Annotated in this window: 24 protein-coding genes and 1 pseudogene; 4 read left to right on the forward strand and 21 right to left on the reverse strand. The window is 40.9% G+C overall.

From position 1 onward, the window contains the following. Positions 1 to 21: 21 nt before the first annotated feature. A pseudogene (locus EFA47_RS20580) lies at positions 22 to 99 on the reverse strand (hypothetical protein); the annotation flags it as partial. 192 nt (positions 100 to 291) lie between these two features. Then, positions 292 to 660, reverse strand: a complete 369-nt coding sequence (locus EFA47_RS07760) for a LysM peptidoglycan-binding domain-containing protein (RefSeq protein WP_122642752.1) — start codon at positions 658 to 660, stop codon at positions 292 to 294. Between the two features lie 263 nt (positions 661 to 923). Here EFA47_RS07760 and lexA point away from each other — a divergent pair, with 263 nt between their 5' ends. Next, positions 924 to 1,541, forward strand: a complete 618-nt coding sequence (gene lexA / locus EFA47_RS07765) for a transcriptional repressor LexA (RefSeq protein WP_122642753.1) — start codon at positions 924 to 926, stop codon at positions 1,539 to 1,541. Between the two features lie 108 nt (positions 1,542 to 1,649). Here lexA and rsfS read toward each other — a convergent pair whose 3' ends face one another. The 14 genes from rsfS to EFA47_RS07835 all read right to left on the reverse strand — a co-directional run bounded on the left by rsfS (position 1,650) and on the right by EFA47_RS07835 (position 13,100). Next, entirely contained in the window at positions 1,650 to 2,012 is a 363-nt protein-coding gene (gene rsfS, locus EFA47_RS07770; RefSeq protein WP_122642754.1) for a ribosome silencing factor, read from the reverse strand. A gap of 71 nt (positions 2,013 to 2,083) precedes the next feature. Next, the gene (gene yqeK, locus EFA47_RS07775; RefSeq protein WP_122642755.1) at positions 2,084 to 2,665 is read right to left on the reverse strand and encodes a bis(5'-nucleosyl)-tetraphosphatase (symmetrical) YqeK; all 582 of its coding nucleotides are present in this window, start codon (positions 2,663 to 2,665) and stop codon (positions 2,084 to 2,086) included. Between the two features lie 4 nt (positions 2,666 to 2,669). Continuing rightward, entirely contained in the window at positions 2,670 to 3,326 is a 657-nt protein-coding gene (gene nadD, locus EFA47_RS07780) for a nicotinate-nucleotide adenylyltransferase (RefSeq protein WP_122642756.1), read from the reverse strand. A 6-nt stretch (positions 3,327 to 3,332) separates the two neighbouring features. Beyond that, complete coding sequence (gene yhbY, locus EFA47_RS07785; protein ID WP_122642757.1) at positions 3,333 to 3,623, reverse strand: ribosome assembly RNA-binding protein YhbY; 291 nt, start codon at positions 3,621 to 3,623, stop codon at positions 3,333 to 3,335. 235 nt (positions 3,624 to 3,858) lie between these two features. Then, complete coding sequence (obgE, locus tag EFA47_RS07790) at positions 3,859 to 5,142, reverse strand: GTPase ObgE (protein ID WP_122642758.1); 1,284 nt, start codon at positions 5,140 to 5,142, stop codon at positions 3,859 to 3,861. A 204-nt stretch (positions 5,143 to 5,346) separates the two neighbouring features. After that, the gene (rpmA, locus tag EFA47_RS07795) at positions 5,347 to 5,631 is read right to left on the reverse strand and encodes a 50S ribosomal protein L27 (protein ID WP_122642759.1); all 285 of its coding nucleotides are present in this window, start codon (positions 5,629 to 5,631) and stop codon (positions 5,347 to 5,349) included. Between the two features lie 4 nt (positions 5,632 to 5,635). After that, on the reverse strand, positions 5,636 to 5,977 hold the full coding sequence (locus EFA47_RS07800) for a ribosomal-processing cysteine protease Prp (RefSeq protein ID WP_122642760.1): 342 nt from the start codon (positions 5,975 to 5,977) through the stop codon (positions 5,636 to 5,638). Between the two features lie 12 nt (positions 5,978 to 5,989). Further along, the gene (gene rplU / locus EFA47_RS07805; protein WP_122642761.1) at positions 5,990 to 6,298 is read right to left on the reverse strand and encodes a 50S ribosomal protein L21; all 309 of its coding nucleotides are present in this window, start codon (positions 6,296 to 6,298) and stop codon (positions 5,990 to 5,992) included. Positions 6,299 to 6,485: 187 nt separating this feature from the next. Continuing rightward, the gene (locus EFA47_RS07810; RefSeq protein ID WP_122642762.1) at positions 6,486 to 6,899 is read right to left on the reverse strand and encodes a CBS domain-containing protein; all 414 of its coding nucleotides are present in this window, start codon (positions 6,897 to 6,899) and stop codon (positions 6,486 to 6,488) included. 193 nt (positions 6,900 to 7,092) lie between these two features. Then, positions 7,093 to 8,412 (reverse strand): aspartate kinase, encoded by a 1,320-nt coding sequence (locus tag EFA47_RS07815; protein ID WP_122642763.1) that lies wholly within the window; start codon positions 8,410 to 8,412, stop codon positions 7,093 to 7,095. A 216-nt stretch (positions 8,413 to 8,628) separates the two neighbouring features. Next, positions 8,629 to 9,108, reverse strand: a complete 480-nt coding sequence (gene ybaK / locus EFA47_RS07820; protein WP_122642764.1) for a Cys-tRNA(Pro) deacylase — start codon at positions 9,106 to 9,108, stop codon at positions 8,629 to 8,631. A 233-nt stretch (positions 9,109 to 9,341) separates the two neighbouring features. Then, positions 9,342 to 10,535 carry a ribonuclease E/G gene (locus EFA47_RS07825; RefSeq protein WP_122644459.1) on the reverse strand — a complete coding sequence of 398 codons (1,194 nt, stop codon included), beginning with the start codon at positions 10,533 to 10,535 and terminating at the stop codon, positions 9,342 to 9,344. Positions 10,536 to 10,537: 2 nt separating this feature from the next. Then, positions 10,538 to 11,251: a TIGR03936 family radical SAM-associated protein gene (locus EFA47_RS07830; RefSeq protein WP_122642765.1), complete on the reverse strand. Its 714-nt coding sequence runs from the start codon at positions 11,249 to 11,251 to the stop codon at positions 10,538 to 10,540. Beyond that, a complete protein-coding gene (locus EFA47_RS07835; RefSeq protein ID WP_122642766.1) occupies positions 11,235 to 13,100 on the reverse strand; it encodes a TIGR03960 family B12-binding radical SAM protein in 1,866 nt (621 codons plus the stop codon). Before EFA47_RS07835 ends, EFA47_RS07830 begins: the two co-directional genes overlap by 17 nt. 608 nt (positions 13,101 to 13,708) lie before the next feature. On the opposite strand from EFA47_RS07835, the gene EFA47_RS07840 reads away from it, so the two are divergent. Genes EFA47_RS07840 through EFA47_RS07850 form a run of 3 tightly spaced genes read left to right on the forward strand, consistent with a single transcriptional unit; the run spans position 13,709 to position 15,862 of the window. Beyond that, positions 13,709 to 14,533 carry a helix-turn-helix domain-containing protein gene (locus EFA47_RS07840; protein WP_122642767.1) on the forward strand — a complete coding sequence of 275 codons (825 nt, stop codon included), beginning with the start codon at positions 13,709 to 13,711 and terminating at the stop codon, positions 14,531 to 14,533. Between the two features lie 8 nt (positions 14,534 to 14,541). Further along, positions 14,542 to 15,456: a DMT family transporter gene (locus EFA47_RS07845; protein WP_122644460.1), complete on the forward strand. Its 915-nt coding sequence runs from the start codon at positions 14,542 to 14,544 to the stop codon at positions 15,454 to 15,456. After that, on the forward strand, positions 15,440 to 15,862 hold the full coding sequence (locus EFA47_RS07850; RefSeq protein ID WP_122642768.1) for a DUF2000 domain-containing protein: 423 nt from the start codon (positions 15,440 to 15,442) through the stop codon (positions 15,860 to 15,862). Before EFA47_RS07845 ends, EFA47_RS07850 begins: the two co-directional genes overlap by 17 nt. Before the next feature lie 328 nt (positions 15,863 to 16,190). On the opposite strand, the gene EFA47_RS07855 is transcribed toward EFA47_RS07850, so the two are convergent. From EFA47_RS07855 to EFA47_RS07875, 5 genes are all read right to left on the reverse strand, one after another. Beyond that, entirely contained in the window at positions 16,191 to 17,090 is a 900-nt protein-coding gene (locus EFA47_RS07855) for a sensor histidine kinase (RefSeq protein WP_206215519.1), read from the reverse strand. Between the two features lie 11 nt (positions 17,091 to 17,101). Further along, positions 17,102 to 17,839, reverse strand: a complete 738-nt coding sequence (locus EFA47_RS07860) for an ABC transporter permease (RefSeq protein ID WP_122642769.1) — start codon at positions 17,837 to 17,839, stop codon at positions 17,102 to 17,104. A gap of 16 nt (positions 17,840 to 17,855) precedes the next feature. Continuing rightward, positions 17,856 to 18,554: an ABC transporter permease gene (locus tag EFA47_RS07865; RefSeq protein WP_122642770.1), complete on the reverse strand. Its 699-nt coding sequence runs from the start codon at positions 18,552 to 18,554 to the stop codon at positions 17,856 to 17,858. Further along, positions 18,532 to 19,470 carry an ATP-binding cassette domain-containing protein gene (locus EFA47_RS07870; protein ID WP_122642771.1) on the reverse strand — a complete coding sequence of 313 codons (939 nt, stop codon included), beginning with the start codon at positions 19,468 to 19,470 and terminating at the stop codon, positions 18,532 to 18,534. The genes EFA47_RS07865 and EFA47_RS07870 overlap by 23 nt, the downstream gene beginning before the upstream one ends. Positions 19,471 to 19,568: 98 nt before the next feature. Next, positions 19,569 to 20,255 (reverse strand): response regulator transcription factor, encoded by a 687-nt coding sequence (locus EFA47_RS07875; RefSeq protein WP_122642772.1) that lies wholly within the window; start codon positions 20,253 to 20,255, stop codon positions 19,569 to 19,571. Positions 20,256 to 20,447: the final 192 nt, after the last annotated feature.

Raw genomic sequence — 20,447 nt, forward strand, 5'->3', positions numbered from 1 at the left:
ATGGGGAGGGTCATACCCTCCCTATTCTATAACAATCTGTATGGCCTGGATGGTGCATTTTATCCCGGTCGTCCCCGTGACGTTTCCGTTACCGGCCCAGTTTGTCCAACCGTGTTATCCAAATGTACCCGGTACTTGAAATTCCCGGAAGGGAGTCCGGTGATTGTAAGATCGATAGCTTTAAGCAAAAAATAATTATCAAAATAATACAAAAATATGAAGAAGTATGCATGTATACTATTATAAAGTTATAATTCGAATGTGTTTTAAAAAAATACAATCTCCTTCAAATCACCCTAGATAAATGGTATTATTGTATACAATTACTAAATATTCCCCTGCATGGAGTTCATCCGTGCTCAAAGAATTAATTTCCTTTATTTCTTCTATATATGATGAAACAGAATCATAATCTTCTGTTATATAAAGTGATGCAATGTCCCACAGATTATCTCCTGGCTGGATCTGGATACTTTTGTAATATTTAAAATCTACTGGGTCCTCTTCTGGACTTCCGTGTGCAAAACTCAGAAGATTCCCAAATATAGTACAGGCAACAAAAATCAGGCAGATGGAGGCAATGCATAAAATAATCAGTCTTTTCACTTTATATCTCTGTATCCTGCTGTGTCCAAGTGTATAATAATATTGTTTATTCATAGCTAACGTCCCCCTCTTTTGTATACTTCCCTGCTAAAATCAATATATCAAACATTTGTTCTTTTATGGGTATATTATATTACGGGAACAAATGTTTGTCAATACATTACGGGATATTTTTCGAACATATTTTCGCAACAAGTGTTTGCCATTTGGGACTTTATGTGATAGTATATAAATAACCTATTTAATAATATTATGAAACCGTATTTTTCTGTACGAAAATGTATTGATCTATTAATTGAATTGAGGAGGGCCTATATATGTCACAGGGTAAGATTAGTAAAAAGCAACAGGAAATTTTGGAATACATAAAATCACAGATATTGGAGAGGGGTTTTCCACCTGCGGTCCGCGAAATTTGTGAAGCTGTAAGTCTTAAATCCACTTCTTCTGTCCACTCTCATCTTGAGACACTGGAAAAAAACGGCTACATAAGAAGAGACCCGACTAAGCCAAGAGCCATCGAGATTTTGGATGATACATTTAACTTGACAAGGCGGGAGGTAGTAAATGTGCCTTTAATCGGCCGGGTGGCTGCAGGCGAACCATTGCTGGCCCAGGAGAATATAGAGAACTACTTTCCTGTCCCCATGGAATTTATGCCAAACGAAAAGACATTTATGCTCTCTGTGAGGGGAGAAAGTATGATCAATGTAGGAATTTTGGACGGCGACATGGTTCTTGTCCAACAGATGCAGACAGCATCAGACGGTGATATAATTGTTGCTCTTGTGGAGGATGGAGCAACTGTCAAAACCTTTTACAAGGAGAAGGATACCATCCGTCTCCAGCCTGAGAATGACTCTATGGAGCCTATCATTGTAAAAGAGGTGGTTATTTTGGGGAAAGTAATTGGAGTATTCCGCTTTTTTAAATAGCTTGATATTTAGAATTAAATCGGGTGAGAGTTCCTGAAAAAGATTTCTCACCCGATCTAAAATAGAAAAGAACTTTATCTAAAGGCTTCTCGATGCCCAGATAAACGATTATGGAAGTTCTGTTAATGTTTCTGGGTCAATTACATTTCCGTCCCGCCATATTCTTTCCAAATCATAAAAAAGGCGGTTGTCCTTATCGAATACATGTACAATAATATCGCCAAAGTCAAGCAGTACCCAGTTTCCTGTACCGTATCCTTCTCTCTGCTTTACATAATATCCGGCTTTTCCCAACTCTTCTTCTACATTGTCTACCAGTGCACGAACCTGGCTGTCATTCATGCCGTTTGCAATAATAAAATAGTCTGCAAGTACAGAAACACTGGAAATATCTATAATTCTGATATCCTCACCTTTTTTGTCATCCAGGGCACGGTATGCAATAAGTGCCATATTTTTTGAATAATCCAATCTATTTATCTCCTTCCCTTTTCGTTATTTGAGAGTTTTTATGCCTAAAGAGTATTTCAGGCATATGCCTTTTATATGGGCAGGCACCCCTGATTTTTATAAAATTCATAAGTCATTCTGGTCAGAGGGTCTACCTGGGCCCCTGTATAATCTAAGTACTTTAATGTTGATTCTGCACATAGGCATACGGCCCTATCAATCTCATGGAAAGCAAGGCTGCGCACCTCAGGCAGTGCAGGGATCATCTTCCGCCCTGGCTCCATAAAATCAGCCAGGTATACAATCTTTTCCAAAAGATTCATATCAGGTTTCCCTGTGGTGTGGTAAAGAATTGCGTTTAAAATCCTGGGGTTCTTTATTTTATATTCATATTCTGCCAGATATGCGCCAATCTTTGCGTGGATTAATGCAGGAATATTTAACTCTGCCTGTATCAGTTTAATCTCATGCTCCTTGCAAAAGTTCATCTGTTCTTGTACAGAGCCATATTTCCCGCAGTCATGCAGCAATCCAGATAATATTGCTTCCTGCAGATCTGTGCCATGGCACATCGCCAGTGCGGCTGCTGTATACATAACACCCAGCGTGTGCTGATACCGGCCTGGTTTTAACTTCTTCTCCAATTTTGTTTGAATTGCTTGTGGGTCTGGCATAATATTATTCCTCTTTACTTTTTGTAGGTGTCTTATTTTGTGTGCTGTTGGACTCATCTGTATTTAGGTAAAGCTTATGCTTTTTAATATATTCTGCCACCGCATCCGGGACCATATAATGGACAGTCAGGCCTTTAGAAGCACGTTCCCTTATTGTAGTAGAAGATATTTCCAACAGCGGCGCCCTCAGAAGTTTGATATCTGCATTATATGTCTTGTGCAGATATGCGATCTGCCTCTCCATATCCCGCACATCTTTGTCGTCGCGCATGGCAGCCAGTATAGTGCAAGTGGGGAATATTTCCCGGAAATATTTCCATTCTTCTATAGCAAATAAGGAATCAGCGCCAAGAATAAAATAAAATTGGTTATCTGGATACATTTTATGAAAGTCCAGCATTGTCTGGTACGTATAGTGGATTCCCTGCTGTGCCTCATGTAGGGACAGCCTGAAATGAGGTGCGCCGTGAATGGCCTTTTCTACCATCGAAACCCTGTGCTCCAGAATAGTATCCATATCGCCTGCGTCTTTATGCGGGGGATTCCCATTAGGAAGAAACCATATTTCGTCAAGGTTAAACTGTTCAAAGGCAAACTCCCCCAGCAGAAGATGCCCGATATGAATTGGGTCAAATGTCCCCCCCATAATACCTATTTTCATAATCTGTTATGGAAGCATGATTTTTTTCTTATCATCCTTCCCCTCCTTGTATAATACAATCTTTTTGCCTATCACCTGTACGACCTGTGAATGTGTCCTCTCGGCAATAATCTCAGCCAGCTTTTTGGGGTCGTCAGAGCAGTTCTGCAGCACATTGATTTTTATTAACTCTCTGGCATTTAATGCCTCAGATACCGCCTCTGTCAGGCTGGGGGTCATGCTAGACTTGCCTATCTGTAAAATGGGATCCATAGTCATGGCAAGGCTCTTTAAATAAGCTCTCTGTTTTGTTGTCATTCTTTTATCTCCTGCTTCTTGATACTCAAAAATATTATTCTCTTACGGCCTAAACTTTATTGGGCAGAACCTTCCATCTAAAGGTCATACATTCAGGGACGCCCTCTGGGCATGCCTTATTGAACTTTAGGAATTCAATTCAATAAGTATACCGTATTGAACTACTTATGTTCAATACGTAGATCTATTTGGATGGAGGCCAGCCGCCTTATCTGTGGAACCAAAAGCCTGACGGCTATTTATAGTAGTCAAACTGGAGGCCATACATTTTTACAGTGTCCCCCTCCTGGATTCCTGCTTTTTCCAGGTCATCCAGTATCCCAGATTCTTTCAGGAATTTCTGGAAGAATGCAAATCCTTTCTCTGAATCCAGATTCGTATAACCAAGCATTTTTTCGATTTTAGGTCCTTCCACAACGTATACATCATTTTCTTTTACTACAGTATAAGGTAGATCCTCATACATCAGCTCCTCCTCAGGAAAATATTCCTGCTCAAATATGACAGGGGGACTGTCCAGTTCAGCAAGTCTGCTGCTGACATAATAGAGAAGCTTATCTATTCCCTGCCCAGATACGCCTGAGATTGGAAATACCCGGATGCCTTGGGGTTCAAATCTTTTCTTGAGCCTTTCTACGGGATCCTCATCCTCATGGTAAATCAAATCGATTTTATTAGCAGCAATTACCTGAGGGCGTTCTGCAATCTCTGGATTATAAGACTTTAACTCAGCATTGATTTTATGAATATCCTCTACCGGGTCACGGCCTTCTGTCCCAGCAGCATCTACTACATGTATCATCATTTTCGTGCGCTCAATATGGCGCAGAAATTCATGTCCCAGGCCTACACCTTCTGAGGCGCCTTCTATAAGTCCTGGTATATCTGCCATAACAAACCCCTTCCCTCCCTCCAGGTCTACAACACCCAAATTGGGGTTAATCGTAGTGAAATGATAATTTGCAATCTTGGGATCTGCATTTGTTACTCTGGACAAAAGGGTGGATTTCCCCACATTCGGAAAGCCTATCAGCCCTACGTCTGCAATGACTTTTAACTCTAAATTCACTTCCAATTCCATAGATGGCTGGCCTGGCTGTGCGTATTTAGGAACCTGCATGGTTGATGTGGCGAAATGCTGGTTTCCCAATCCGCCCTTGCCTCCTTTTAGGACAACCTGACGCTGGTTATCGCCTGACATATCGGCAATTACTTTTCCTGAGCGGGACTCCTTAACAACTGTCCCTTCTGGGACCATAATAACCAGGTCCTTCCCGTCCTTTCCATGGCAGCGCCGTTTTCCGCCCTGTTCACCGTCACCGGCAGTGTATTTTCTCCGGTGCCTGAAATCGGCCAGAGTATTTAAACCCTTGTCCACCTGGAAAATCAGATCTCCGCCTCTGCCGCCGTCGCCGCCGTCTGGTCCGCCGTTGGGGACATACAGTTCCCGGCGGAAACTCATGTGGCCGTCTCCTCCCTTACCGGAGCGTATTAGTATTTTTGCTCTGTCTGCAAACATATGTGCAATCTCTCCTGTTTACTATATTTTCCAACATATATTGTTTCATTATACCACACTGGTTATTCTTTTACTATGGAAAGAGTCCGATTCATCTTTTTATAAACCCTTAGGCCATAAAATTTGGACGCGCCCATTGACATTTTAATATTACAAAAAGAAACCTCAGACTATCCGTCTGAGGCCTTGTGTAATGTACGATGATTATTCAGCTACCGGGTAGATAGAAACCTGTTTCTTATCTCTTCCCTTTCTCTCGTATCTTACGACACCGTCTACCAGTGCAAACAAAGTGTCATCTCTGCCACGCCCTACATTCACACCCGGATGAATCCTTGTTCCGCGCTGTCTGTAAAGAATGTTGCCTGCTTTCACGAACTGTCCGTCAGCTCTTTTGGCGCCCAATCTTTTGGACTCAGAATCACGTCCGTTCTTGGAAGAACCAACTCCCTTTTTATGAGCAAAATACTGAAGGTTCAATTTCATCATGGTATTACACCTCCTTGAAAATAATATCAATATATGGTTCATAACTGCCGTCGTCCTCTATCTCCTCTAAACCCAGGATCATAGTTTTTAACAGCAGTTCAGCTTCGTGTGTCGGTTTTTTAGTGAAGCGGAACTCAATGAATCCCCCGCTTTCATCTGCATCATCAGTCACAAGAGATGTCTCATCGGAAGTGTACTTCTCAATGGCATTCATAGTATTGATTATCAGAACAGACGCTGCCGCACATACAATATCCATACCCGCATCGGCATAACCCGCATGTCCCTTTGCGTCAAATCCAACATACTCGTGCTTATCAGTTTTGTAAATGGTTACCTGGATCATATAACCACCGGGTTAAGCGTTAATCTTTTCGATCTTAACCGCTGTATACTGTTGTCTGTGTCCATTCTTTTTATGGTATCCGGTTTTTCTCTTATACTTGTAGACAATGATTTTTTTGCCTTTTCCGTTCTCAAGGACAGAAGCCGTAACTGTTGCACCTGCTACAGTCGGATTCCCGACAACAAGCTTGTCATTGTTTACTGCAAGAACCTGGTCAAACGTATAAGTCTCTCCAGCTTCTACCCCAAGTTTTTCTACTTTAATGATATCGCCTTCAGCTACTTTGTACTGTTTACCACCTGTTGCTATAATCGCGTACATATGGCACCTCCTATTATCATTACTCGCCAACTTCGGTGTCTGTCAATGGCAGAACTTTAAAACCTTATTGTGCGGCATACCGTTGTAGTATATCATATATAATTTTATAAAGTCAAGAGATTTACAGTATTTTCTTCTAAAACCAGAGGCCATCTGTAATCTGGGATAAAAGCCTGCATATTCTCTATTATTTATCACAATCCCCTAATTTATCATAACAATATTCAATAATACTCCTCCTGGTTATGATGCCAATAAATTTATTCTGGTCATCCACCACCGGGACAAAATTTTGGTTCATCGCTTTTTTTACAAGATCCTCCATGTCTGCATCTGCAGCTACTACATCGAAATGAGCCTTGCGTGGGAAATCTCTTATAAAAACATTTTCTGCACCTTTAATATCCAGATTATTATAGTCCTTGATTCCCCAGAGCAAATCCCCTTCAGTAACCGTACCGGCAAATTCCCCATCTCTGTTTAGCATTGGGATAGCAGAATACTTATGGTACTCCATAGTCTCAAGAACCTGGCGAAGCGTGCAGTCATTATAAATGTAAGCAACATCACTTTTAGGCTTTAAAAAGAACAGGATATTCATAATAACAGGATACCTTCTTTCGTATAAAAAATTCAGTTTTCTATTTGTATTCACGTGGGCAACGATCCAAGCGGACAGGTAAACATGTCCATTTGGCGGCAGCCGCGAGGGTCAAAACCCCCGATGCCTGCATCGCTGCTAGTTTGATGCCCCGTATGCTTGCGTCGGGGGACTTTGACGTTCTAAACACAAATTATATCTGTGTAACCACAAAGATTTCATATAATGCACGGATGGCGTTTTTGAAGTCGTCGTGTCTGACACCTACAATAATATTCAACTCGCTGGAACCCTGGTCGATCATCTTCACATTGATATGGGCATGGGCAAGGGCGGAAAAAATTCTGCCGGCTGTACCCCGGGTGGCTTTCATGCCCCGGCCCACAATGGCAATAAGCGCAAGATCAGACTCCAGCTCTATATGATCTGGCTGCAGTACCTTGTGTATGCCGGCCAGAACCCTTTGTTCCTTTTCTTCAAACTCATCTTTATGCACAAAAATTGTCATTGTATCAATTCCAGAAGGCATATGTTCTATAGAAATATTATTTTCTTCAAAAATATGCAGTGCCTTACGGCAAAAACCAATCTCTGAATTCATCATTGCCTTTTCAATGGTAACGGCCGCAAAACCGTCAGTCCCCGCAATCCCTGTAATTGTATATTTAGGCTGTCGGCAGGTACCCTCTACAATCAATGTGCCTTTATCTTCAGGTGCATTTGTATTACGGATATTAATGGGGATTCCGGCTTTCCGCACTGGAAAAATTGCATCTTCATGGAGAACACTGGCACCCATGTAGGAAAGTTCCCTTAACTCCCTATAGGTAATGGTTTCAATAGATTTGGGATTCTTCACAATCCTCGGGTCGGCAATCAGAAAGCCAGACACATCCGTCCAGTTTTCATACAGATCCGCCCCCACGGCGAGGGCCACCAGCGAACCCGTAATGTCAGAACCTCCCCGGGAGAAAGTTACAATTTTCCCGGAATCCTTGGCCCCGTAAAAGCCTGGTACTACGGCTCCCTTGGTTCCCTCAAGGCGCGCTGCCAAAAGTTCGTTCGTGACATCTCCCAAGAAAGAGCCATCCTCATCGAACCGGACAACCTCGGCCGCATCAATAAAATCAAATCCAAGATAAGAGGCCATAATTTTACCATTCAGATATTCGCCCCTGGAAGCGGCGTAGTCTCTACCAATCTTTTTCCCAAAATTCTCCCGTATAATCTCAAAATCTTTATCCAGGGAAAGAGCCAGCCCCAACCCACTAATAATTTCTTTATATCGTTCATGGATTACAGCAAGGGAGTCTGTAAATTTCTTTTCTTTGATTGCCGCGCCATAGCAGCTGTAAAGCATGTCAGTGACCTTTGTGTCCCCTGAAAACCGCTTGCCTGGTGCAGATGGAACCACAAATCTCCTGGATTCATCTGCGCGTATAATGCTACCGGCCTTTTTAAATTGCTCCGCACTTGCCAGAGAACTTCCGCCAAATTTAACTACTTTTTTCATTTTCTCTTTCCTTTCACTGGTCTATTTCAAAAAGAGCTCCTTAAATTTACGCAAAGAATTGGCAATATGACGCGCCAACTCTGCTTTCGGTACATAATTATAACGCAGCAAAACCAGCTTGTAAATCTATTCTTTCCCGTTTTTTCTGCATTTTTCCACAGAACCTCCTGCATTTTGGGGAGTTATCCACACATATTTGGGGCGTTTTCCGCAATTTTAATAGATAACATCTGCGTAATCCCCATTAGTAGCCTTTTTCAGGTCATCTGGCGAGAGTTTTAGCTGCATTCCAATTCTCCCTCCACTGACATAGATTGCCTCCTGGTATACAGCTCTTTCATCAATGATAGTAGGGAAGGACTTTTTCATTCCCACAGCAGTACAGCCGCCCCTGACATATCCCGTAACAGAAGTAATGTCTTTAACCGGGAGCATCTCAATAGACTTTTCGTGCACTGCCCGGGCTGCTTTCTTTAAATCCAACTCTGCTGCCACAGGAATTACAAATACATAATAATTCCCTGTTTTTCCTAAAGTAACCAGTGTCTTATATACGCATTCATGTGGAAGTCCGGCTTTATTAGCCGTACTGATCCCATCTATAAAATGCTCACATTCATAAATTTGGTATTCATAAGAGATATGTTTTCTATCCAAAATACGCATAGCGTTTGTCTTTAATTCCTTTTTGCTCATTGCAGCCTCTCTTTCTCAGCAAAACCTGGTTGTATACAAGTATACCATAAAATAAGTCCAGCTCTCCGTCATGGCCAAAAGTATATATAAATGCAAAAATTATAGTATACAATTATACAATCTAAAAAGCAGACAAAATTATATCAGTAAACCCAGTAAAAACGCCTACTGATATAATAAGTCTATTTGAAATTTAGAATTTTCTGGCCAATGCATAAAATACTCTATAAGCATTAGGTACGAATACTTTCATGGAGGGGACGGCGTACCTTTTTTCTTGTGATCTCTACAAGCTGCAGCTCCGTCACATCTACAACAGTACTTTGGATGGGATCCTGGGATAAATACTGTCTAAGTGCTTTTAAAAGCTCCTGCTCGTCATTTTTATTATCTAAATTAATAAAATCAACAATAACAATACCTGACAGATTACGCAGCCTTAGCTGCCTGGCAGTCTCTTTTGCAGCGGCAAGATTGATCTTCAGATAACTCTCGGCTGGATTTTTGCGGGATATATATTTCCCGGAGTTTACATCTATCACAGTAAGAGCTTCTGTATATTGGATCACAAGATAGGCCCCGTCTTTTAACCAGACGCGCTGCCCTAACGCTTTTTCCACAGCGGATCTGGTATTGTACAAGCTGGACAGAGGCAATTTAGGATCTTCATAAAGCCTGAGCTTGCCAAGTTCATCTGGATACTCTTTTTCATAATACTCCCTGACCTGCCTATACAGTCCCTCCCCCTGGATCACAATTTCAGTCAGTCCTTCTGTGTAGACATTCTTCAAATCAGTAATATAAGAAGGAGGTGCCTGTACAAGACATGAAAAGCAGGTGCGCATGGCGGCAGTTTGTTTTAATTTATAGAAATTATCTCTAAGCTTTTTAACTTCTTCCAAGATAGCAGAGAATTCTACGTCTTTGGCATTGGTGCGGATAATTAATCCATACTCTTCATTTTTCAGGGGGCCAAGCTTTTCCTTTAATTCCTCCCGCAGAGTTTTTGGCAGCTTGCCTGATATGCCAATCCGGGTATTCCCAGATGTCAATATGGCATATTTCCCCGTAAAATTAATGTTGCTGCTGACTGTAGGTACCTTTGTCTTCATTGCCTCCCTGCTGATTTGGACAACAAGCTCGTCTCCTATGCAAAGCGGCTTTTTCCCAGACTTTTTTAAGAAAAATGCATTTTCCGCCTGGCTCATGTCATAATAACATTCTATGCTGCTTTCGATTTCAATAAAAGCTGCCCCTATATTTGAAACGATGTTCTTCACTTTTCCCACATAAATATTGCCCAGAGTATGCCTGCACCTTACACTGTCGCCTTTCTGGTCGCAGTGTATCTCAACAATCTCTTCGTTCTCCAGCAGGAACATCCATATTTTATTTTCCGATTCCTCCATGAGAATTTTCCGTGATATCGTCATTTATCAATCTCCATTTCTTCTCCCAGCGACTCCAGCGTTACCAGGCATGGCTCCTCTTTCGTCCCCATATCTGCATACATTTCCAGACGCTGATGGGCAAATTCAATCTTCTCCTTACTTCTGCCTAAAAAAGCTAAAAAAGCTTCCATGACAAGGCCAGGCTTTAAATTCTCAACGCTTCCGGCTGCAACCTGCATAATAACCCCATCTCCATCTGGAGCAAAATGGTAAATCAAGGGGCGTATATCTACTTCTCTCTCACTGCGCTTAGTGGCTTTGAGGATACGTATTTCCGGCTGCGCCATAAAAGCTGTTGTTTTTTCTTTTAAATTTATGTCAAATGGGCCCTTTACCGGATAACTGCGGTAATCAGCAGCAGCCACAATTGCCATGGCCGTCATTTTTTTCTCATCAGGAATTCTGCGGAAACTCAGTACGTCTATACCTTCTATCATAACCCGGTTTAGCTGCTCCACGGCTTTAGTCCCTGAGACAGGCTCTTTTAATTCAATGTCAAAATATTCTCCCTCGCTGGTAAGTCCTATCCCCAGAGGGCTTGCAAAGGACATAATCATATGGGGGCTATACCCCCCTGTAAATGCGATGGGGATCTGCGCGCGGCGCATAGCTTTCTGGAAGAATCGCATAACATCCAGATGCCCAATAAATTTAAGGGCGCCATATTTTCTGAATTTAATTCTTGCTTTCATAACAGACACCTCCTCCAAATATTGATGCCCCGCAGCCAGAGCACTGTGCCCTGCAATTTGGGGTGATTGTCCCGCACGCTGCCCTCTCCCACTCTCTCAAAAGAAAATCCTTGCTCACTCCAATGTCTATGAAATCCCAGGGGAGCAGTTCCTGGGCCTCCCGGATACGGGTAGTATAAAAAGCAATATCTGTGTCTGTATTGTCGAAAGCCTTCATCCATAGGTCATTGCGGAAAGTCTCTGTCCAGGAATCATACAGGCACCCAAGACGGTATGCCTCTTCTATCACCCTGCCAACCCTGCGGTCTCCTCTGGCAAATACCCCCTCCAGTACTGTGACATCTGCTTCATGCCAATTATATTTCAAACTTTTCTTGTTTAGCTGTTCTTGGAAAGCATGTTTGACAATTGAGGCCCGCCGGACATATTCTTCGCCTGTACACATAGGCGCCCATTGAAAGGGCGTGAAGGGTTTGGGCACAAAAAAAGAGGAGCTGGCTGTTATCTGGCATTTCCCATGACGGTTTTCTTTTGGGATCTCGTAGTACCTTCTTGCGATTCTGTCTGAAAGGCTGGCAATCTCCTTCATATCTTCTTCTGTCTCTGTTGGCAGTCCCAGCATAAAATACAGCTTTACCTTTGTCCAGCCGCCCTCAAAGGCCTGTCCGGCCCCATCTAATATCATTTCTTCTGTGAGTCCTTTGTTGATCACGTCTCGAAGCCTCTGGGATCCTGCCTCTGGGGCAAAAGTCAGGCTGCTCTTGCGGATATCCTGCACCTGACTCATGACATCCAGTGAAAAAGCGTCAATTCTCAGAGAAGGAAGGGAAATGTTGATGCCTTGATCCTTGAATTCTTCTATTAAAAAACTCACCAATTCTTTTAATTGTGAATAATCACTGGAACTTAAAGAACTCAGGGAAATTTCTTCATGCCCTGTGTTTCTTAATAAAGTCCGGGCATATTCTTTGAGAGTATCAACATCTCTCTCCCTTGTAGGCCGATAGAGCATTCCCGCCTGGCAGAAACGGCAGCCACGGATACACCCCCGTTGGATTTCCAGTACAACTCTGTCCTGTGTGGCTTTAATAAATGGCACTACAGGCGCCTCTGGGTAAGGCGCTTCTGTGACATCCCTGACAAGCTGCTTCTTTATAGTAGCCGGGATACCTGGACGGTTCGGCACAAAAGCTGCCAACAAACCCTGCTCATCGTATGAAACATCATAAAGGGAGGGCACATAAATCCCTTCTATGCAGGCGGCTTTTTCCAGAAATTCTTCCCTGGATACATCAGATCCACGGCAGGCTTTATAAAGATCCAAGAGCTCATCATACACTGTTTCCCCCTCGCCGATATAAAATAAATCAAAGAATTCTGCAAGAGGCTCCGGGTTATAGGCACAGGGGCCTCCCCCGATTACAATGGGATGTTCCCAGGAGCGTTCCTGGCTGTGCAGGGGAATCTGGCTTAGATCGAGAACCTGCAGAATATTTGTATAGCACATTTCATATTGAAGTGTGATTCCGAGGAAATCAAAATCTCTGACCGGATCTTGGGATTCCAGTGCAAACAGCGGAATATGCCTGTCCCTCATTACCTTGTCTAAATCAATCCAGGGAGAATATACACGTTCACACCATACATCTTTCCGGCGGTTGAACATATCATAAAGTATTTGAATTCCAAGATGGGACATGCCAATTTCGTATACGTCCGGGAAGCACATTGCAAATCGGATAGCCACCTTTTCCTTGTCTTTCATCACCGAGTTGACCTCATTCCCGATGTACCGGGCTGGTTTCTCGATTTTTAGTAATATTTCATCGTTTAAAGCGAGTTTTCTCATAATTTTCCTTTCATTTTTGTCTAATATTAACCAAAAATGTGCTTTCCTATTTTCCTGTGTTTTTGAAAAAAACGGCTGCTTTTTTGTTGATTTTTCGCTGCGCTTTCGGGTGTAAAATGAGCACTTTTTTCTTCATTTTTGCCCTTGCGTAACAAATTGCCCTTTTTTCGACTGTGCGATATTTTGCATAATTATACACCATTTCGCGGTGCTGTATAAAAATACATAACAATGAATATCACAATCTGATACTCAAAAACACTGGTTTTCTGCTCAAAATCTCTCAAATTTAGCACTGTTTTTTGTACCATTGAACAGAGTGTATCATTCTATGATATGAATCGATACACAACAGCACTATATATTTTTAAATGTTATGTTAACCCACAATATTATATATTTTTTGGGACATTAGTTCAAGCAAATTTTTATGTGATGTGTAAATCCATAGCATAAATCTATCTGCGGGCATATATTCTATTGTTTCAGTCTCTTTAATACGGTCTTTCCATGCAAGTCCAACGCTGCTATTTCGTGAAAATGAAGATATTTTACAAGACTTTTTGAAAATCAGGAAGTACAATAGTTAAAGCAAGGAGGGCAGACACATGAAAAAAGAAATACGAACCGTTGTCTATGACGATGAATTAAGAATAGAAGCCTATCGTTTTGAAGGCATTGTGCAGCCTTTTCCCAACCATTTTCATGAACATTATGTAATCGGATTTGTTGAAAATGGGGAACGCTGCTTATCATGCCGGAATAAAGAATATACAATTGAACAAGGAAGCGTACTTTTGTTCAATCCGGGTGATAATCACGCCTGTGTGCAGAGTGACAATGGCACTCTGGATTATCGTGGTCTTAATATCTCAAAGGAAGTCATGTTAGATTTATCAGCGGAAGTGACGGGAAAAAGACAGCTTCCGGGATTTTCGAGAAATGTTGTTTATGATGAAGAAGCAATCTGTTATCTTCGTCCTCTGCATGAAATGGTTATGAACGGTGTCGGAGAATTTGGAAAAGAAGAAAGCTTGCTGTTTTTAATTTCTGCGCTTATTCAAAACTACGGGCAGCCATTTGAAAATTGTATACCAGAGTGCAGACAAGAGATTGAAAAAGCGTGTGAATTTATAGCGAAACACTTTACAGAACGAATTTACTTAGACCAAATCTGCCGCCACGCAGGACTTAGTAAATCTACCTTGCTTCGGGCATTTACAAAAGCAAAGGGTGTGACACCATATCGCTATTTAGAAACCGTCCGTATCAATGAAGCAAAAAAGTTACTGCAACAGGGTGTGCCGCCGTTAGAAGCCGCCATACAGACAGGCTTTTCCGACCAAAGCCATTTTACAAATTATTTCAGCAGTTTTATCGGGCTTGCTCCGGGGGTGTATCGGGAAATATTTTTTGAGAGAGAAGGACAATGAATAAGACTATGAAAAACAAAAAATCAATCGGACATTTAGCGGCGTTACTTACAATTATCATATGGGGAACAACCTTTATTTCAACCAAGGTTTTGTTAGTAGATTTTAAGCCTGTCGAAATCCTGTTCTTTCGCTTTATCATGGGATATGCGGCATTGCTGATGATCTGCCCCCGACGCTTGAAAGGTGTAGAACGGAAACAGGAAGTTACCTTTATGGCTGCCGGATTATGTGGGATATGCCTGTATTATTTATTAGAGAATATTGCCTTGACTTATACAATGGCTTCCAATGTGGGGGTGATTATATCGGTTGCTCCATTCCTTACCGCAATACTGACGCATTTGTCTATGAAGTCAGAAGAAAAACTGCGGTTAAATTTTTTCATCGGATTTGCTGTTGCTATGGCAGGAATTATTTTTATCAGCTTTAGTGGTTCAAAGTTGGAACTGAATCCCAAAGGCGATATACTTGCTGTCATTGCTGCTTTTGTGTGGGCGTACTATTCCATTTTGACAAAGAAAATCAGCAGCTACGGCTATTCCATTATCCTGACAACACGCAGGACTTTTTTCTACGGGATTCTGTTTATGATACCGACACTGTTTTTCTTTGACTTTCATATGGAACTCTCACGCTTTACAAATATCACATACCTGTTGAATATTCTTTATTTGGGATTGGGAGCGTCCGCACTGTGCTTTGTAACATGGAATTTTGCCGTAAAGGTTTTAGGGGCAGTCAAGACAAGCGTTTATATTTATATGGTTCCCGTAATTACCGTTGTAACTTCGGTTGTTATTTTACATGAACAGATAACCGTATTATCCGGCGTAGGAGCATTTTTAACATTGATAGGATTATTTCTGTCAGAAAGCAAAATCGGAAAGAAAGGTGGAGATCGCAATGGATTTACAAAATAAAAAATGTGTAATGGTAATTGACGAAAATTTACCATTAGGAATTATTGCAAATACAGCAGCTATTATGGGAATTACACTGGGGAAGAAAATGCCGGGAGTTGTCGGTAGTGATGTAGTTGACAAAACAGGAAACGAACATTTAGGTATTATTGAATTTCCCGTTCCAATTTTGAAAGGAAGCATGGATAGCATTAAGGCAATCAGAGAGAAATTATATGAGCCGGACTTTTCCGATCTGACCGTTGTCGATTTTTCTGATTTGGCACAGAGCTGCAAAACCTATGATGAATTCATCGGGAAAATGGGGACTGCTGCAGAAACTGATTTAAACTATTTTGGAATTGCCATTTGCGGAGCAAAAAAGAAAGTAAATAAACTTACAGGCAATATACCGCTTTTGCGATAGTTCGGAGTAAAAGTATGAATGTGAGAATTGAAAAAAATGAGGCAGAACTTATTTCTGGAACTAAAAAGTCCATACAAAATTCTTACTTTTTGTGTGGAACTTATATTTACGCCTTACAGGAAAGCGTGTAAATCTGTGCAGAAATACACGCTTATCACCATTTAACCTACAATTTTCCGATTCCCATCCTTATGTAGCACAAGCTCAAAATTAACCGGGCAAAGAATAACACCGGCTTTCCGACTGACCAGCTGGAGAAAATACAGGCTGCCTTTGCTGATTTTAAGAAAGAAGCGTTGCAGAGAAAAATAACTGTTTGCCGCTTATTTCAGAGTTCAAATGTGACAATCAGTGTGTCGTTTTGCAAATTAGCGCTGATACTCCCATCTAATTTTTCAGTAAGTAGTTTTACGACTGCAAGTCCTAACCCGGTTCCGCCATTATGCCTTGATTTGTCCGCTGTATAAAAGCGTTCAAATAGCCGGGAAGCATCTATTTCTGCCGCATTTTGGACTGAATTTTTGATAGAGAACATTATGTTGTTCTTTGTTTCCTGTACTAAGACAATTTCTATTGTTCCGGTCGAATAGCGTATAGCATTTGTTAACAAATTTTGCAAAATTCGCTCAATCATACTTTGGTCAGAGCATAGAAAAACAGAATGGTCAGGAAGACTTATTTCAAGATGAATCTTTTCATGCTCTAAAGCCGGAGAATTTTCTGTGATAAGATTCATCAACAGATTTGAAAAATTGAAATTCTCTTTTTGCGGCGTTGTCTGCTCTGCATCTAATACGGAAAGATCATAAAAAGTTTCTACCAGATCTTTCATTCTTTCGGCTTTGTTCAGAACCGTTTCTATCCGTCTTTTCTGCTCCATTTGCATCTTTTCTTTTTTTAATAATTGTAGGTGCCCCAATATGACGGTTAACGGAGTGCGTAAATCGTGTGAGATATTAGCAATGGATTCTTTCAGACGTTCTTCGTGCAGTAATGCACTTGAAACGGACTGTCTCTGCTTATCATGATACTGATTCAGCGTTCCAGCCAACCGTTCCAAATCCTGGTCGATAAGGGAAATATCCAACATCTTTTCTGTATCACCACAAGTTAATCTTTTCATTTGTTCGGAAAGATTACGAATTTGCTTTTTTAACTGTATATGTTTAAATAATACTATCAGAAAAAGCCCTGACACAATGAATAACAATGATTTTATATTGGACACCTCCCTGTTTTCTATTTCAAGTCACATTTACGAAACCTCATCCAAGATAAACATATCAATAGGATCACCCATATTACACCAACCAAAAGAGCTGCTGAATGAAAAAATCCACCGGAACTGACAGATTCTCTTATTTGATAGGTAGGCAAAAAAGCCACCGGAAAATGTAACATCATACCATAACCCAAATACAAACTAAGCACAAACATAAGAACTGCCGTAGCAGCAACAGACTTTAATGCATGTTGCAGACAATAACAAATAAGCATTGCCAATAAGAACATTGCGCTGTTCATAAGAAAAGAGTACACAGATGCTTTCAATATATTATTAAAAAATGCGCCAATATCTTCCATCCCAAATCTTCCAAATTCTCTGATGCATCCTGCGATTGGATAGGCTAAGGCTATGATATTAAACGCAAGCAAATATACGATTAGTTGACTTGCAAAGATTTCTTTTCGGGGATGCCCCGCACTGACTTCCAAATCAAGTGTCCGGCAAGAAAATTCTTGTCCTAAAACCAAAGCCAGTATACTGGAGATAATGACAAGAAGGAATGTGCTGTCATATACCATTCCATTGAAAATATCTGCAAGGGAAGCCGCTGCGCCGCCATCCGGCCCCAGGACTTCCAAAATATAAGTATCTGCTGTCAAAAATCCCATAGAAAATACCAGGAGCAACCCACACCAATAGAAGAAATTGTGGAACAACTGGTAGCGTTCCATTTTCAGTAAATTACTCATTTCAACACCTCCCTCACTATTTCAAATCCGAACGGGCAAAGGTCATGGATGCACCGAAATATAACACAAAAATCCAAAGAAAATCTATTAGGATAGGGCAAGGATTGGTTAAGGACAGCTGCTGTAAGGATATAAGGCGAAGCTGCCCCATTGGTAATATGCCTGTAATGACCTGCTCCTGGTCTCCGTTCATTAAAAAAATCATCAAGAAAAATAGAATCATTGGAACTGCTAATGTTTTTCCTATATCACGAAAGATAAGAGAAAAGAATAATGGTAACATGCACATTGCCAATGTGGAAAACAGAATGGCAGCCATTGTAATAAATACACTGTCAATCGTTGTAAAAAGTGTTTGGTGAAACAAGGTGCCTGCCAATCCATGAATAAAAAGTGGAAAAAATAATATTGCAGCACAAGCAGTCTCATATACAATGGTTTTCGCCAAAATTACAGAACTTCTTTTGTGACCGGCACTGATCGATAAGTACATAGTCTTTTGTTCGAAATCGTTCCCTGCAAACAGTACCGCAAAAACAATCATCAAAAAATAAAGTAATGGCGTATTATATAATGAGGCAAAGAACAAATTCGGAGTCTTTCCGTTGCTGTCCAGCAGCAATAGGCTGCTCAAAAATAAATTGAATAACCCGATCCCCCAAAAGTACCAGCTATGGGATAACTTATAAAATTCAGCTCTGAGGAGATTTGACATTTTTTGCCCCTCCTATTTTTCCTAAAAAGTAATCTTCCAAGGTATCACCGGATATGGAGAATCCTGTGACAAGAATATGAGCATCCGCTAAAACAGTGGCAACCTTTTCCATATCGTTCAGGTAAGTATATAACCGAATGGTATGATCAGGCATCAGCTTAAAATTATCTGTATGGAGTTTTTCTTCCAAAACCAACAGCGCTTTCTGCACATCTGTTGTTTGAATTGCAATATGCCGCTTGCATCGCTCATTCAACTCATTCTCGGAAATTTCTTCTATGATTTTTCCGTTATCAATCAGGATAAATTCTGTTGCTGTCTGATATAATTCCTCTAAAATATGGCTGGAAACCAAAATTGTCATCCCATAGTCTCTGTTCAAAGATTTCAACAAATTTCTAATCTCTACAATACCAGCAGGATCAAGCCCATTGATCGGTTCATCCAAAATCAAAAATTCCGGCGTATTCAAAAGTGCGATTGCAATGCCTAGACGCTGCCGCATACCCAAAGAAAAGTTACGGACAATTTTTCGTCCGGTATCCTTTAAGCCTACCGCCTCTAATGTTTTTCCGATAACAGCTTTATCAGGAATACCACGTTGGATACGCTGTACCTCCATATTTTGATATGCGGTCATTGTAGGGAATAGCGCCGGTGTCTCGATCATGCACCCAATTCGCTTCCGCTGTTCTTGCAGCGCTGTTGTTCCTGATTTTCCCCACATCGTCAGTGTACCGCTCGTTGGAAACGCAAGACCGGTAATTAACCTTAAAAATGTGGTCTTGCCTGCCCCGTTTTTGCCGATAAAACCATAGATTTTTCCCTTTTCGATCTGTAAGTGAATGTGATCTAATGCCATTGTGTGCTTGTATTCTTTTGTTAATGACTGTGCTTCTAAAATAATGGATCCCATGTGTCAGACCTCCTTTATTTTAAACAGTATAAAATCTATTCCTAAAGAATTTCTTAAATAGCAGCAAAAAAGCATAAAGAAAGCATAAAGCCAAGGGATTACCCCTTAGCTCTATGCAAACGATAACCAATCCCCCAAACAGTATCTATAAACTCTTTCTCAGGGCAGATAGTTTTCAATTTATTCCGCAGATTACTGATGTGGACATTCAGCGTATTATCTTCGTTGATATACTCCGTTCCCCAAACACTTTGAAACAGATTGGACTTGGAGAAAATCTTATCAGGATATTTCATCAATAACTCCAATATAGCAAATTCTTTTGCAGTTAAAGAAAGCTCCATTCCCTGTACGGAAGCCACATTTTTCTCATAATCTAAAATCAAATCTTCATACTGCAAAATCTCTTGTGTGCCGCTTTGAAATTTCACTCTGCGAAGATTGCTTTCGATCCTGGCAAGAACTTCTTCCATATCAAATGGCTTGGTAATATAATCATCTGCTCCTAAACGCAATAAATCAATCTTATTCTGTGTTGTTTCCTTAGCGGAAATAATGATCACTGGAATGGTGAAATGCCTGCGTAGATCTGAAAGGACAATATCACCGCTCCGATAGGGGATCATAATATCCAACAAAAGCAAATCAATTTTCTTCTCTTGCAAACAGTCTAATACATGAAGTCCATCATATTGGCAAAAAACTTCATATCCATTATCCTTTAAGAACTCTGCCAGTAACCCATTGATTTCCAGATCATCTTCAACAATCAGTATTCTATACATCGCCGGTCACCTCGCTTCCAAACGGCTATCTCATTATACATTCTTTTGATCCTTTTCTCAATAGGATGATGGCGAGTAATGTATAAGCTCCCTTCTTCTATTGGTATATCTTAAATATGACAGACATTCAAAGCAACTCTGAATCCATACGACAACTGTATGGAGGCTGTAGGGAACTATTTGCAGAATTGA

It is taken from the genome of Luxibacter massiliensis, from assembly GCF_900604355.1.
Taxonomy (GTDB): domain Bacteria; phylum Bacillota; class Clostridia; order Lachnospirales; family Lachnospiraceae; genus Luxibacter; species Luxibacter massiliensis.

What these genes read in the sequence shown, in the direction of transcription:
- EFA47_RS07840 (WP_122642767.1), top strand. Translation starts at nt 13,709, where the DNA reads ATGAAAAAAGAAATACGAACCGTTGTCTATGACGATGAATTAAGAATA.
- EFA47_RS07870 (WP_122642771.1), bottom strand. Translation starts at nt 19,470, where the DNA reads ATGGGATCCATTATTTTAGAAGCACAGTCATTAACAAAAGAATACAAG.
- yqeK (WP_122642755.1), bottom strand. Translation starts at nt 2,665, where the DNA reads ATGCCAGACCCACAAGCAATTCAAACAAAATTGGAGAAGAAGTTAAAA.
- EFA47_RS07810 (WP_122642762.1), bottom strand. Translation starts at nt 6,899, where the DNA reads ATGAATATCCTGTTCTTTTTAAAGCCTAAAAGTGATGTTGCTTACATT.
- rpmA (WP_122642759.1), bottom strand. Translation starts at nt 5,631, where the DNA reads ATGATGAAATTGAACCTTCAGTATTTTGCTCATAAAAAGGGAGTTGGT.
- rplU (WP_122642761.1), bottom strand. Translation starts at nt 6,298, where the DNA reads ATGTACGCGATTATAGCAACAGGTGGTAAACAGTACAAAGTAGCTGAA.
- obgE (WP_122642758.1), bottom strand. Translation starts at nt 5,142, where the DNA reads ATGTTTGCAGACAGAGCAAAAATACTAATACGCTCCGGTAAGGGAGGA.
- EFA47_RS07860 (WP_122642769.1), bottom strand. Translation starts at nt 17,839, where the DNA reads ATGAGTAATTTACTGAAAATGGAACGCTACCAGTTGTTCCACAATTTC.
- lexA (WP_122642753.1), top strand. Translation starts at nt 924, where the DNA reads ATGTCACAGGGTAAGATTAGTAAAAAGCAACAGGAAATTTTGGAATAC.
- ybaK (WP_122642764.1), bottom strand. Translation starts at nt 9,108, where the DNA reads ATGAGCAAAAAGGAATTAAAGACAAACGCTATGCGTATTTTGGATAGA.
- EFA47_RS07865 (WP_122642770.1), bottom strand. Translation starts at nt 18,554, where the DNA reads ATGTCAAATCTCCTCAGAGCTGAATTTTATAAGTTATCCCATAGCTGG.
- EFA47_RS07830 (WP_122642765.1), bottom strand. Translation starts at nt 11,251, where the DNA reads ATGAAAGCAAGAATTAAATTCAGAAAATATGGCGCCCTTAAATTTATT.
- EFA47_RS07850 (WP_122642768.1), top strand. Translation starts at nt 15,440, where the DNA reads ATGGATTTACAAAATAAAAAATGTGTAATGGTAATTGACGAAAATTTA.
- EFA47_RS07760 (WP_122642752.1), bottom strand. Translation starts at nt 660, where the DNA reads ATGAATAAACAATATTATTATACACTTGGACACAGCAGGATACAGAGA.
- EFA47_RS07875 (WP_122642772.1), bottom strand. Translation starts at nt 20,255, where the DNA reads ATGTATAGAATACTGATTGTTGAAGATGATCTGGAAATCAATGGGTTA.
- EFA47_RS07815 (WP_122642763.1), bottom strand. Translation starts at nt 8,412, where the DNA reads ATGAAAAAAGTAGTTAAATTTGGCGGAAGTTCTCTGGCAAGTGCGGAG.
- EFA47_RS07835 (WP_122642766.1), bottom strand. Translation starts at nt 13,100, where the DNA reads ATGAGAAAACTCGCTTTAAACGATGAAATATTACTAAAAATCGAGAAA.
- EFA47_RS07800 (WP_122642760.1), bottom strand. Translation starts at nt 5,977, where the DNA reads ATGATCCAGGTAACCATTTACAAAACTGATAAGCACGAGTATGTTGGA.
- EFA47_RS07845 (WP_122644460.1), top strand. Translation starts at nt 14,542, where the DNA reads ATGAAAAACAAAAAATCAATCGGACATTTAGCGGCGTTACTTACAATT.
- nadD (WP_122642756.1), bottom strand. Translation starts at nt 3,326, where the DNA reads ATGAAAATAGGTATTATGGGGGGGACATTTGACCCAATTCATATCGGG.
- yhbY (WP_122642757.1), bottom strand. Translation starts at nt 3,623, where the DNA reads ATGACAACAAAACAGAGAGCTTATTTAAAGAGCCTTGCCATGACTATG.